General features: G+C 42.8%; 14 protein-coding genes. 8 read left to right on the top strand and 6 right to left on the bottom strand.

The window, feature by feature from the left end; all coding sequences use genetic code 11:
* The 5 genes from ACYVEA_RS32705 to ACYVEA_RS32685 form a co-directional block, all read left to right on the top strand.
* A partial coding sequence (locus ACYVEA_RS32705) for a hypothetical protein (protein ID WP_461117584.1) occupies positions 1 to 224 on the top strand: 224 nt, incomplete at its 5' end.
* A gap of 307 nt (positions 225 to 531) precedes the next feature.
* Entirely contained in the window at positions 532 to 849 is a 318-nt protein-coding gene (locus ACYVEA_RS32700; RefSeq protein ID WP_461117583.1) for a hypothetical protein, read from the top strand.
* Positions 791 to 1,132, top strand: coding sequence for a hypothetical protein (locus ACYVEA_RS32695; RefSeq protein WP_461117582.1), 342 nt, complete (start codon positions 791 to 793; stop codon positions 1,130 to 1,132). Before ACYVEA_RS32700 ends, ACYVEA_RS32695 begins: the two co-directional genes overlap by 59 nt.
* A 502-nt stretch (positions 1,133 to 1,634) precedes the next feature.
* Complete coding sequence (locus ACYVEA_RS32690) at positions 1,635 to 2,717, top strand: IS110 family RNA-guided transposase (protein ID WP_461117581.1); 1,083 nt, start codon at positions 1,635 to 1,637, stop codon at positions 2,715 to 2,717.
* Positions 2,718 to 2,755: 38 nt separating this feature from the next.
* Positions 2,756 to 2,974: a hypothetical protein gene (locus ACYVEA_RS32685; protein WP_461117580.1), complete on the top strand. Its 219-nt coding sequence runs from the start codon at positions 2,756 to 2,758 to the stop codon at positions 2,972 to 2,974.
* A gap of 225 nt (positions 2,975 to 3,199) precedes the next feature.
* Here ACYVEA_RS32685 and ACYVEA_RS32680 read toward each other — a convergent pair whose 3' ends face one another.
* Together ACYVEA_RS32680 and ACYVEA_RS32675 are read right to left on the bottom strand one after the other, a co-directional pair.
* Positions 3,200 to 4,102, bottom strand: coding sequence for a ParB N-terminal domain-containing protein (locus ACYVEA_RS32680; protein WP_461117579.1), 903 nt, complete (start codon positions 4,100 to 4,102; stop codon positions 3,200 to 3,202).
* A 14-nt stretch (positions 4,103 to 4,116) separates the two neighbouring features.
* Positions 4,117 to 5,070, bottom strand: coding sequence for a ParA family protein (locus tag ACYVEA_RS32675; RefSeq protein ID WP_461117578.1), 954 nt, complete (start codon positions 5,068 to 5,070; stop codon positions 4,117 to 4,119).
* Between the two features lie 1,065 nt (positions 5,071 to 6,135).
* Here ACYVEA_RS32675 and ACYVEA_RS32670 point away from each other — a divergent pair.
* The 3 genes from ACYVEA_RS32670 to ACYVEA_RS32660 all read left to right on the top strand — a co-directional run bounded on the left by ACYVEA_RS32670 (position 6,136) and on the right by ACYVEA_RS32660 (position 8,549).
* Positions 6,136 to 7,080, top strand: coding sequence for a replication initiation protein (locus tag ACYVEA_RS32670; protein WP_461117577.1), 945 nt, complete (start codon positions 6,136 to 6,138; stop codon positions 7,078 to 7,080).
* A gap of 367 nt (positions 7,081 to 7,447) precedes the next feature.
* Positions 7,448 to 8,176: a hypothetical protein gene (locus ACYVEA_RS32665; protein WP_461117576.1), complete on the top strand. Its 729-nt coding sequence runs from the start codon at positions 7,448 to 7,450 to the stop codon at positions 8,174 to 8,176.
* 193 nt (positions 8,177 to 8,369) lie between these two features.
* On the top strand, positions 8,370 to 8,549 hold the full coding sequence (locus ACYVEA_RS32660) for a hypothetical protein (RefSeq protein ID WP_461117575.1): 180 nt from the start codon (positions 8,370 to 8,372) through the stop codon (positions 8,547 to 8,549).
* 361 nt (positions 8,550 to 8,910) lie between these two features.
* Here the strand turns inward: ACYVEA_RS32660 and ACYVEA_RS32655 are convergent, their stop codons facing one another.
* The 4 genes from ACYVEA_RS32655 to ACYVEA_RS32640 all read right to left on the bottom strand — a co-directional run bounded on the left by ACYVEA_RS32655 (position 8,911) and on the right by ACYVEA_RS32640 (position 11,560).
* Positions 8,911 to 9,945, bottom strand: a complete 1,035-nt coding sequence (locus ACYVEA_RS32655) for a transposase (RefSeq protein ID WP_461117574.1) — start codon at positions 9,943 to 9,945, stop codon at positions 8,911 to 8,913.
* 262 nt (positions 9,946 to 10,207) lie between these two features.
* The gene (locus ACYVEA_RS32650; RefSeq protein ID WP_461117573.1) at positions 10,208 to 10,798 is read right to left on the bottom strand and encodes an IS3 family transposase; all 591 of its coding nucleotides are present in this window, start codon (positions 10,796 to 10,798) and stop codon (positions 10,208 to 10,210) included.
* 4 nt (positions 10,799 to 10,802) lie between these two features.
* Positions 10,803 to 11,126 (bottom strand): hypothetical protein, encoded by a 324-nt coding sequence (locus ACYVEA_RS32645; RefSeq protein WP_461117572.1) that lies wholly within the window; start codon positions 11,124 to 11,126, stop codon positions 10,803 to 10,805.
* 23 nt (positions 11,127 to 11,149) lie between these two features.
* The gene (locus ACYVEA_RS32640; RefSeq protein WP_461117571.1) at positions 11,150 to 11,560 is read right to left on the bottom strand and encodes a hypothetical protein; all 411 of its coding nucleotides are present in this window, start codon (positions 11,558 to 11,560) and stop codon (positions 11,150 to 11,152) included.
* Positions 11,561 to 11,905 lie beyond the last annotated feature (345 nt).

Raw genomic sequence — 11,905 nt, 5'->3', positions numbered from 1 at the left:
GTGCTCTGGAATATCCGGAAAGACCCTTCTACATTTGGCAAAAACCAGGCCGCCGGAGCGGTGGCTTGGCCATGGTGGTAGTTTTAATAAGTTTTAGCGAACCGCCCGGCGGCCCGGTTAAACTTACCATCGGTCAGCCGCGTTTTGGCTATTTACCCCTGATGTCCAGTAATCTGGCGGATTTACAGATCACTGGACATTTTAAGAACGTGAGTCTAGTCTAGCTAAATTGGGTCTAACTAATACATAGTCCCAACCTCCAATGCTGCCTGCTTTTTTTCAGCAACTTACGCCCCACCTAGCTCTCTTCAGCCGGGGAATTGTTAAAAACTTGTTCCTTATGCTCAGGCACTGCTCACCAGCCGCAGCAGCAATCTGAACACCGTCAAAGACCGTTTAGGTGCGCTCCTAGGCAAGGCCAACCGGCAACCCGCCAGCCACTATAAACGACTCATCCGCATCAGTTGACCAAGGCCATTCTGAGGTGTATGGTTACGCTCCTTAGTGGCCGAGTCAGGTACCTTATTCTAGATGCAACTACCGCTCGGGCGGCCCCGTTGGCGATTAGGTCAGAAAAATGTGCATTTGCTCGTATTAAGTCTTCTTTATCATGGGGTTGCCATACCCATTCTGTGGCGCGATCTCGACAAAAAAGGCCACAGTAGTGCGCGTGAGCGGCAGTCATTTATGGAGGAAGCTACTCAACTGTACAACCTAAAGGGAAAGATTCTACTGGCTGACCGAGAGTACACGGGCCAGCTCTGGTTCACTTTTCTCCATCAACAAGGGAATGACTGCGCCGGCAGCCCGGTTCGTGATTCGCCTGCAACGCGAATGCTACAAGCATGATACCGTAAAAAGCTATCGAAGTCTAGAGAAAAAGGCCTTGCGCCAGAAGCGAGCCGTGTGGACGTGGCTAAACTGGCCCGACTGTCGGCTCAAACTAGTGATGTGTCACCACGAAGACCCACGTCCGCCAAGGGACCCGCGCAAACGGGTAGAACCAGTCTTTTATTGGCTGACCAGCCTGGACAATGCTCAGGCTGCGCCAGCTCATTACCGCAAGCGGTGGCGCATCGACCGGGGTGCCGGAGCGACAGTGTTTCAAAGCACTCAAAACGAACGGTTTTGATTTGTAATCGATGAAACGCTCCGGCGTCCTGGTTCAAACAATCGGCCAAGATTAAATTGCTATTGGCCCTGGTGGTCTTTGCTTACATGCTGAATGTGGAAGCGGGCGAAGCGACAGCGAGCAAATCGGGACAAAAACTTACCAGAATGGCAATAGCAGTCCAGCGCAGTCGCTGTTCAAGAAGGGATTGGAGGTGCTTATTGCGACCCTACTGGTTTTTGATCAGTTTATAGGCTATCTGCTAGGTATTTTTAAGTCGGCGAAACCGCGTCGATTCCGTTTTGTCCAGTAGTCGTTGTTGCACGTCAAACCGGCGAGCTATAACTTTAAGCAATCCGACTCCAGACCGTTCAGAAACTGGTGCGTCACAGCCCTTCCAGTAGTCGGGTCGGGGCCTGTTCAGCAACCGGCTCTGGTGAACCTTCGGGTATTCCGTATAAGAGACTCTTTCGTTGATAAACATGCCTGTCGGGGTATTGCTCACTCTTAACCACAACGGATTATGGCGGATCAGGAAGCTTCTTTTTCCATTGTTAACCCCCAAGCGGCTGGTATTGACATCGGGAGTCGTTCGCATTGGGTTTGTGTAGGCCAAGCGGCTGATGAAGTACTAGAGTTCGGTGCTTTTACCGACGATTTACATGCCATTGCTTATTGGCTACAAGCTCACCATATTCGTACCGTAGCCATGGAGTCAACAGGTCCCTACTGGAAATGCTTGTTTGTACTCTTGCAGGACTATGGTTTGGAAGTGATCTTGGTCAAGGCCAAGCATATCAAACAATTGAAGGGGAAGAAAACAGATTTATTGGACAGTCAATGGCTGCAACGTCTTCACAGTTGTGGCCTGCTTTCAGGCAGTTTCCAGCCCGATGCCTTTACCGAGAAATTACGCCCGCACTCCCGGCATCGACAACACCTGCTGGAGACGGCTAGCAGTTACCTGAATCGAATGCAGAAAGCATTGGTGCTGATGAATATTCAACTACCCAGTGTCTTAAGAGACATCAGTGGCAAGACCGGATTGCGTATTATCGAAGCCATTTTAGGGGGTGAGCGGAATGCAACCCGGCTGGCTGAATTAGCCGACCCTCGAGTGAAAGCTAAGACCGAAACGCTTGTTAAAGCCTTGACGGGTCAATGGAGAGAGGAATATATTCTTGAGTTGCAGGATTGCTACAAGATCTATCAATTCCATTGGCAAAAGATCCGTTTGTGTGATCAGCGCATTGAAGCCTTACTGCTTAGTCAGGCTGAAGTAGCCGATTCAATGACCCATCCAACTACCTTTATAGCTCATAAAGCACCCGCTAAAAATGCCCCCGCCTTGGATCTGCCTCGGTTGGTGTATACTTTGTCTGGTGGAGTTGATCTGAGCGAAATTGAGGGCGTTAGTCACACGACCCTGTTAACACTTTTGGCCGAGACTGGTCTCAAATTGGCTGATTCATTTGGGTCGGCCAAACAGTTCGCTGCTTGGTTAGGCCTAATCATAAGATTTCAGGAGGTCGTATTTTGTCAAGGCGCACCCAACCTAAGAAGCACCGATTGGCCGCTGCCTTTCGCGCGTCAGCCAATGCCGTAGCTCGGAGTAAGGCTCATTTAGGTGAATTCTTTCGACGAGTGTCTCATCGACGAGGTCGCAGTAAGGCCATTACGGCAACGGCTCGAAAGATTGCGGTTATTGTCTATCAGATGTTAGCCCATAAGCAGGCTTATAATCCGACTGCGGCTCAGTTGTGGCAGGACCAACAACGCAAACGGAAGATAAAGGCCATCAACCGACTTATTCATTCATTTGGAGTTAACCAGACTGAGTTAGTCTTTGCACCCAGTGATTAGTTATATAAGAGTCTGGCGGATATACCCCGAATGTGCCAGCTACCCCAATTCTAACGAACAAACCTCAACAGCACCGACTTCGCCTGTGCTGTTGAGGTTTGTCTTTTTTTTAGTTCAATGGACTTTCTCTTTTCAAGCTAATTGTAAATGTTGCCAACTTGGCAACATTTTTATAAACCCTTTATTATCAATAGATTACCAAGTTAACAAACTATTTATGAGTTCTTATGTACTTTTAAGCTTCTTAGCTTTATTAACTAGGGCTATTATTTTATTGCAAACATCCTCAAAATTTGGTGAAGTGTGATCTAGTTGTGATACAGTATTAGTAATTTCTTTAATGACATTAGCGACTTTACTAGCATCATAAGTTAATTTCGTTGGTTCTTTTGATGAGGTTGACTGATCAAACGTGAGTAATTCGGGTAAAGAAAGAGGAGTGTTTACTTCAGAGACTCGCCCAACGCTTCGGATCAGTTCCTTTGCTACTTTCTGCTTGCCACTTAAAACTTCTTGTTTGAGATCAGGGGTCAGTTTATCAATACCTTCTGAATATTCACGGTCTCGGTGAATTGTTCTTGGTGACACATTAAATTCCTGAGCCAGACGGTCCTGCGTCCGTTGGCCCATGCTTTGTTCATCAGTACTTTCGTCTTGAATAGGCCTTCCTGCGGTTTGTCGTTCATTTCGATATTTAAGCCCTCTTAGATATGATGTTTGCTCAGGCGTCAGATTACGGCGTCCCAACTGGTTATTAATCATAAAGTCACGAACAGCCTGAAGGCTTAGAAATTCGCGAAGAACGACTTTAAAATCAATACTGTGTTTTTTGCATATCGAATATCGATTATGCCCATCCACCAATATGTTGACAGGTGAACCGTTTTCAGTTCCATCGATTATTCCTTGAGTAGTTTGCCAGATCAATAGGGAATCCCGACAACCTTCTTTCCGAATGTTATCTTCTAACTGCTCATATTCACTTTTTTGAAGTTCTGGAATAAGTGCCTGTAAATCAGGAAGAATTGTAATGCTGGCTTTTACTTCATCTAGTATACCCTGCATTAAATTGGCAGTGTTTCTATGTAGCACAGGGGATTCTCCAGAAGCCGTAGCAAATCGTTTCATAATAAAGGGAAGAGTTAAAAAGAATGGTTTGCAAATACCTCATCAGCTAGTGATTGGTAATCAGTGGCCCCTGTTGAGGATGGCTTATAATCGAAAATAGTTTTACCAATGTACTGTGATTCGGCAATGGCCACATTTTGGCGAATTTCCGTCTTGAAAAAAGGTTGACCTTTCAAATTATCCCTGACCTTACCCATTAGTTCACGATGGAGCACTAATTGAGGATTTACTTGAGCCATTACGATACCTTCAACTTTTAATCTGGGGTTGAATGATTCCTGAATATCAGTGATAAGCTCTAATAAGTTATACATTCCTTTAACGGCTGAGGCCTCTGGTTCAAGAACAACTAGGGCAGCAGTAGAAGCCACTAAAGCAGAATAGGTAAATATATTTAAGGATGGTGGGCAGTCAATTAAGATATAGTCGTATTTAGCCAGTAGTGGTGCTAATACATTTCGGAAACGTAATACTCCACTTGGCGTTTTAATAAGCTCAGCTTCTGCCCTAGATAATTCTAAATCACTCGGTACTAGGTGATAGGAATCTGATAGAGTAAGTACGGGCATCTCAGTTCCTGCTGTCAGGGCCTGAAATAACTGTTTCTCTGGATTATGGATGCCCAAACTTTGGGAAAGATTTCCTTGGGAATCCATATCGATTAACAGAACTGATTGATGACGGTTCACTAGTCCCTTACCTAAATTGATTGTGGTAGTAGTTTTTCCTACTCCCCCTTTATGGTTAACTACAGAAATGACTGTTGCCCGACGATTTCGAAACTCTTCAATACCGTATTGTGCTAAAATGGGCTCTAAGGCGCGTAAGTGAGACTCAGTTAGTTTACGCTGACCACTTATTGCTTTTGCTAGGGTACCGGTTGGAAGGCTAGCTTCCTTGGTTAATCCTGAATGAGAAAGCGTTGGCTTTTTCTTAAGAAAGGCGCATACCTCGTCATGAGTAAGCATAATAGAGGAGTAAATTTTTGCCTTAAATTTATACCTTTTTTAATATGAATATACAACTCTGGTATAATTTTCTACCCAATAGCCTTTATAACCCTTTTATATGTTATGATAATAGACTTATAAATTCTTATAGAGATATTAAATGCATATATGTATAGGGATAACTAGCTGATATAAAGTTAGTTATACTTTAACTTTCAGTAATTATATGATTTTTAAACTTAAATCTATCGATTTTACTAAAAAATACGTTTCTGATTATAATATTAAATATCTCACTATCAACAAGTTATAGGTTTAATTTCAGTAATTGTATGATTCTTGAAGCTCTTAACCTGAATAGTAAAAATAATATAGTGAGATAACTATCTGATCATCAAAAGTTTACGGTTTAAGTTTCAGTAATTATATGATATAATTACACTCTTAAATTTATTGCCAGACATGTATTTACCCAGATTCAAAACTAGTATAATAGTTTGATTATGACTGAGTTGTAAGCTTTCTTTCAGAAATTGTATTATATAATTCTGTTATTCTGCCATTTAAATATATTAAGATAACTAAATACGTGGTATAACTTATTGATATACAGGTAGCTGTTAGCTTACTTTCAGAAATTGTATGATTTATTTATAGGAAAGACGAATGAATTTTTTTTTCATAACTCCTTGATATTCAATACCATACTATTTAACTTTCAGGTATTGTATGATCCGGCTTAAATCAAAATATTTTTACTAATGACCTTTTTGCTTTTTTTTATCTAAAATATAAGACTTATCCACATTTTTTCATCTTCAATGACTCACAGTCAATTATTGTGAATCATTTTTTTATTAAAATTTTTGATTCTTTGAACACGCTATAAGCTATTGATTATTAGAAGCTTATAAGGTTTTTCTTTCAGAAATTATACGTTAACTTTCAGAGATTGTATTGTTATTTTCAGAAATTGTCAGATTCAACTTTCAGTAATTATATGGTTATAAGCATTTAACTTTCAGGAATAGTCAGAGACTTTTCAGAAATTGTATGGTTGATAAATACTCTTGATAATTCATCATGGCAGAGGTTAGCAAACGAACTGAAAATAAACGTAAGGGTGATAAAGTCGTACATACATTGCTCTATCAAGGGAATAGCATCACAACGGCTCGTTATGAGATGAGCGAGTTGCAAAAGAACTTAATGTATACGCTTCAAGCTGCTGTAAGGCCAGAAGATACAAATGACACAGTATATACTTTCAAAGTTCAAGATATTATGCATGACCTTGATAGAGACCCTGATAATGGCTACAGGAATCTACAAGAGGCTACAAAAGGGATGATGCAAGTTGTTTTTGAAATGTATGTCAATGGCCAGCTCGTGCAGGTAAATCCCTTTTCAAGCGCTGTTTATGATTATGGGAGAGGAACAATAAGTCTTCGGGTTGATCCTAACATGCGTCCCTTACTTACGGGCCTAACTGGAAATTTTACCACATTTGGTAAAGAAATGGCTATGCGTATGACGGGAAAATACGCAAAGAGGTTGTATGAGATGTTTTCGCAATGGAAAGATATTGGCACGTTTAAAATAGCTATACTTGATCTAAAGCATCGACTAAATTTATTTGATCCTGAATCTGGAAAGGAAGAATATAATATCTCTAACTTTTTCCGCTTTGTTATTGACCCTGCCGTAAACGAAATAAATCAGCGCAGTGATTTACTGGTCCGGTTTCGTCAGCATAAGACAGGTCGGAAAATTACAGATTTAACGTTTACTATTAAGTGGGTTAGGCTCGAACAAGAGTTATTTCTACCTGGAATTGATAGTGATGCGACGCTGGTAGGGGAGAGGTTATTAACCCGGTTTGGGCTAAGGCCGGATCAGCGGGATCGAGTCTTAGCAAATTTTGACTTAGCCATTATTCGTAAAAAACTGTTAGAAATAGAAAAACGAAATTCCTCTAAAACTATTGAAAATTGGGGGGCATACACTGCTAAAGTGTTTGGTGTATAAATCATCCTTGACTTTGTAACAAATTATGAATTTGACACCGACCAAACCTCACTATTCGAGATGATTTTGGTCTCTATAAAATTGAGTGAAAGCACGCTTTTTTGGGGAAGAAAAGCCAAAATATTGGGTATATCTATAGTAAATGGTGACTGTGAGTACCAAAATCTGGGTTTATACAAGTCTTTTTGCACTTGACCGACTAAACCTCACTTTTCAAATACATATAAACCGGCAAAATCTTGATTTTTAGCATAACCCACTGATAAAAGCCTTTTTAGTAATAAAACAAATGCATAGCTTTTAAAAAAGTAATATTTTTTATTTACCTTTATAGTAAATAAAGTAGTTGTATTTTCATATAACACTTATGCCCAGAAAACCAGTTAAACGTGATGATGAAGCCCCACTAGAGGGCCTTCGCACCGTGCTCAAAACTCAGGCCGTTTTGCTAACCCCCGGCATCAACCAAATTAGCAACATCCCACCAGCCGATCCCCAGTTAGAATACTACTTCATTCCCATGCAGTTCATGAAGCAGTACCAGGCCTATAATCGACCCGGCAAACCCCTCAAAAACCTCAAATTAATCAATTATGACAAGCCAGCCATCTCGCTTTCCTTCTTTTTCAAGCATAAGTACTCCATTGAACGAAGTGTTACCCATGGGGATGTAGTGCAACATATCAAGAATTACCGGGATGAACTATTGAACCGGTCCCTCATGGAGCAGCTCAGCGTGGGTCAACTCAAAGAACTTAAAGAAACGGACGAACTTCTGCGTACCGTTCGGGAGCAACCGGATGCCTACCAGGCCTGTTTTTCGAACTACCACCACAAATATTATTATTGGTATTGTACCTACCGCTATTTTGATGATCTGGCCAGTATGAAAACGACCACCAGTAGTGAACACTTACTCAAGCACACTGAGCGAGTTGGCCACCCCGTGCATGAACGGCTCAACATCATTTTCATTGATCCCGAGTACATTACCCAGGATATGCCCCATGACCACAAAATCATTGATCGGGAGTTAAAAAGCTTTCCCATTCACCTCCGACAAGGCATCACTACCTTATATCTGCGGAAAGTTTAATGGGAAATTAACGGCGCTAGGGGAGGAGGGAATCCGTTGATTAACAGGTTCTTATACCTACTTAGTTGCCTTGGTCCTCTTGGAAAACAACCGACAGATGTTTAGCTTGTAGCCTCAGCTAACAATAAGAGTGGGGCAACGTAATTCGAGTTAGATGGCTCCTGATATTGACCTATTTTAGGGTGTTAGCCAAGTGATTGAACTCGAATTTCAAATACGAACGGCCCAGCAATTGGCCGTGGAGGGTGTACAGGAGGATGCTGAAAAGTTGAGCGCCTTAGCTACCCATGAGTTGGTAATCAAAGACTATGAAGTGATGGCCCAGTATCAACTAAAGCCTTGGGGAAAAAGACCTAACCATAACCGATCCTGAGCTAATGGAAACGCTATTTCGACTTCATTCTGAATTTCTTAATGGCATGCGTCCAGACGTGAAGAACCGGAATAAATATTTAGCCAAATCGCTGGGGTTGGATAAATTAAAGCCGCCAAAAACGTCAGGACGGGACACCCAGACGGCAAAAGCACCACAGCCACAATTAAGTTTTTATCCATCGGTACCTGATACACGAATGAGTGGTCAGACTCAATCGATCGGCTCATTGCTCGGAAATATTTTACCAAAAAAAAGGGCTAAACGGTACTGAATTTATATCTTCTTGAGGACTCAGACATGACTCATGAACTACTGATTTCAGTGAGGTAGCTAACACATTTAGGGTAAATTCGCCAGATTACTGGACATACATCCATTGGGGCGTCAAAAGTGATTGAGCTATGGATTCCAAATAGTGGATAAATTGAGCTAATGATCGTACATGGCGACGTAAACTGGTGATGCCTTGACGAAAGAACGAAACGGCCATCGAACGGCTTCCATCTCGGTACACCTTCTGCTTCAAGGAGCCCTTTTCAAACGCTTCTTTTAGGGACAAAACATAGGCCATTACCACAATAGCGATGAGCAACATAATCTTACCATCGTTTTTGAAGTTGAGGTCTTCAATGTTGAATCCCTGAGTTTTGAGATGTTTAAAATAGGTTTCGATCCGCCAGCGACGTCGATAGGCTTCTGTAATTTTGACCTTGTGAGTGAGGCTGGAGATAAAATATAAAAGTGGCTCATTCGGCTCATTTTTGGGATTTTTGAGCATAACGATTGACATCGCACACCCATTCAATATGAACCCTTTGATGACGCCCCGCTTGCGGTGGTAGGCTTGCCGAGTTAGCTTAGAATAAGCCGGACCTGGTGCTGCACTGATCGCTAACCGATAGCAGCCTTCACTTAACCGAACAACAAAATCGATGCCTTCTAAACAAAGAGAGCGTAGCCATTTCTCGCCAATATATTCCCGATCGGCCAGCAGAATTTTACCTTCTAGACGGTAATAGACTAGGGCTTCAGTCATCAACTGTTGGCGTTCAACCTCACTGCTGTGGCCTTTTTTATGGAGTTGAACCCAATAAATTGGGATGGCTGTATCCCGGTAAAGGATGCACAGGGTTAATAAATGAATGGGTTTCTTGCCCACCCGCCAAGTAGTCGCGTCTAAGATTAGATGGGTAATGCGGCTTTGAAAAAGCCGGAAAACGAACTGAAGTATACAGATGACTAATCGACTGGGCTTTGACACTCGAAAAAAGCGGATAAGTCGTTTGTAATGGGAATCGGCTTTGGTCTGCTCATTAGCCAGCAGTTGAGGCAGATAGTCCTTCAATACATTCAAATTAGTGGACCGGGCCAGCGTAATGGCCGAACAGACCAATAATAAGTTTCGGAAAATGTGCTCTGGAATATCCGGAAAGACCCTTCTACATTTGGCAAAAACCAGGCCGCCGGAGCGGTGGCTTGGCCATGGTGGTAGTTTTAATAAGTTTTAGCGAACCGCCCGGCGGCCCGGTTAAACTTACCATCGGTCAGCCACTTTTCGGCTATTTACCCCTGATGTCCAGTAATCTGGCGGATTTACCCTAAATGTGTTAGATACCCCTTCAGTAGCATACGGTCCGTATGCTACTAGAATAGGTTTACAAAGGGGAACAAAACTGATTATCAACCTGATATTGCACATTTCCGTACCGCACTTTTTTATACGGGTACCATTTTAATGGCTGATAGCCTTGACCTTGATGGGCTTGATTAGGCGTTTTATAGCCTAAAGACGCATGCGGTCGTAGCGAATTATAAGCAACGATGGCCTGCTCAATAGCCGTTTCGGCCATACCAAACGTTGGGAAGCCCCAAAGATGAAAGTCTTCTTTCAAGGTGCGGAAAACCCGCTCCGCTAAAGCATTCTCATTGGGGTCGCCTGACTCGGTCATACTAATCGTAATCTTTGCCTGGCGCAGCCGATCCACATAGGCTCCGGAACAATATTGAACACCCCGATCCGAGTGGTGGATAAGCGGTTGATCGACTTGAACTCGCGTTTTTAACGCCATCTCCAGAGCTGCTACTGGCCCTTTGGCTTCTAACGTTTTATGAAATGACCAACCTACAATTTTACGTGAATACGCATCCATAATCACCGACAAATAAGCAAAGCCAATCCCCACCCGAATGTAACTCAAATCACTCACCCAGAGCTGACCAACTCGATCGGGTTTGAGCTCCTTCACCTGATTAGGCCGGGCCGCCGGTGCGGTACTTCTCCAAATTATGATCAGAGTCAGTCGTTTTGATTCTTGATCGTTTCTTAGTTACCAACAAACCGTTGACTTTTAATAGATTATGTAACCTATCACGCCCTAGCTTGATTTGATGAGAGGTTAGAAAGGCCTGCATCATTTTATACAATTTAGTCGTTCCCAAGCCCGCAACCTGCCTGCGCAATCGCCTAACTTCAGCCAGGACAATGGCTACCTGAAAGCCTTTTTTCTCCTGACGCCGGGTAGCCGCATACCAGGCTTGTCTTGTTAAGCCAAACAATCCACATAACTGCTCCATGCCCACCAGGGGATAGCGACGAGTCAGTTGGTCAATTGTTTGGTGCCGCCCGGCGGCCCGGCAGACTTTTTTAGGATAGGGATATGGAATTGTTCTTCGGCAATTTGGATGGCCGTTTCAAAGGCTTCAGCTTTGAGTTTAAGCAATTTATTTTCCTCTTCCGTGGCGGCCAGACGTCGTTCGAGGGCTTTGACGTAGGCATCTTGGTTGTGCTTTTTCATGGATTTATAACAGCGATAGGGATATAAATAAGGGGCTAATCGGTGCTTGAAATACCATCGGTTCAACTGCCGTAATTCGGTCAGCGGAATGTGTAGGTATTGTTGGATGTCGACGGGCTGAGCGATTTCAGCTCGATAGACTTCGACGACCCTTCGCTTAAAATGAAGCGATTTTCTAGTTTTCTTATTTCGTTGTAATATGCTAATATACATAAGCTTACCGATTTACTGTACACAGAAATCAGTAGCATACGGTCTGTTGTATAACTTTCATTATGTTAACCTGACCCTTAAATTCAGCCCCTACCGGCATACACTAGACCGCTTTTATGGAGTGAAATAAGCCTCCAATTTGACACTTACTTGCTTTCCTAACGCCTGGCCATTTCCAGCTGCACAGCGTATAGAGCGAGGGGATATATTATGTGAACAGTTGCGTAAAGCAGACTCTTTAGGGTTTCAATCGAGTCAGCTTATGGGATAAGCCAACAGCAAACCAGCCCATCCAGGTTGACGGGGATTTACTCGTAATTAGAACGGGGTCAGTAACGCTCAAAA

This window comes from Spirosoma jeollabukense (assembly GCF_054777855.1).
This window is presented reverse-complemented; position numbering and strand designations above follow the sequence as displayed.

Coding starts and splice junctions, on each gene's coding strand:
- ACYVEA_RS32700 (WP_461117583.1), top strand. CDS start 532: ATGCAACTACCGCTCGGGCGGCCCCGTTGGCGATTAGGTCAGAAAAAT.
- ACYVEA_RS32645 (WP_461117572.1), bottom strand. CDS start 11,126: ATGGAGCAGTTATGTGGATTGTTTGGCTTAACAAGACAAGCCTGGTAT.
- ACYVEA_RS32665 (WP_461117576.1), top strand. CDS start 7,448: ATGCCCAGAAAACCAGTTAAACGTGATGATGAAGCCCCACTAGAGGGC.
- ACYVEA_RS32690 (WP_461117581.1), top strand. CDS start 1,635: ATGGCGGATCAGGAAGCTTCTTTTTCCATTGTTAACCCCCAAGCGGCT.
- ACYVEA_RS32680 (WP_461117579.1), bottom strand. CDS start 4,102: ATGAAACGATTTGCTACGGCTTCTGGAGAATCCCCTGTGCTACATAGA.
- ACYVEA_RS32695 (WP_461117582.1), top strand. CDS start 791: ATGACTGCGCCGGCAGCCCGGTTCGTGATTCGCCTGCAACGCGAATGC.
- ACYVEA_RS32640 (WP_461117571.1), bottom strand. CDS start 11,560: ATGTATATTAGCATATTACAACGAAATAAGAAAACTAGAAAATCGCTT.
- ACYVEA_RS32675 (WP_461117578.1), bottom strand. CDS start 5,070: ATGCTTACTCATGACGAGGTATGCGCCTTTCTTAAGAAAAAGCCAACG.
- ACYVEA_RS32670 (WP_461117577.1), top strand. CDS start 6,136: ATGGCAGAGGTTAGCAAACGAACTGAAAATAAACGTAAGGGTGATAAA.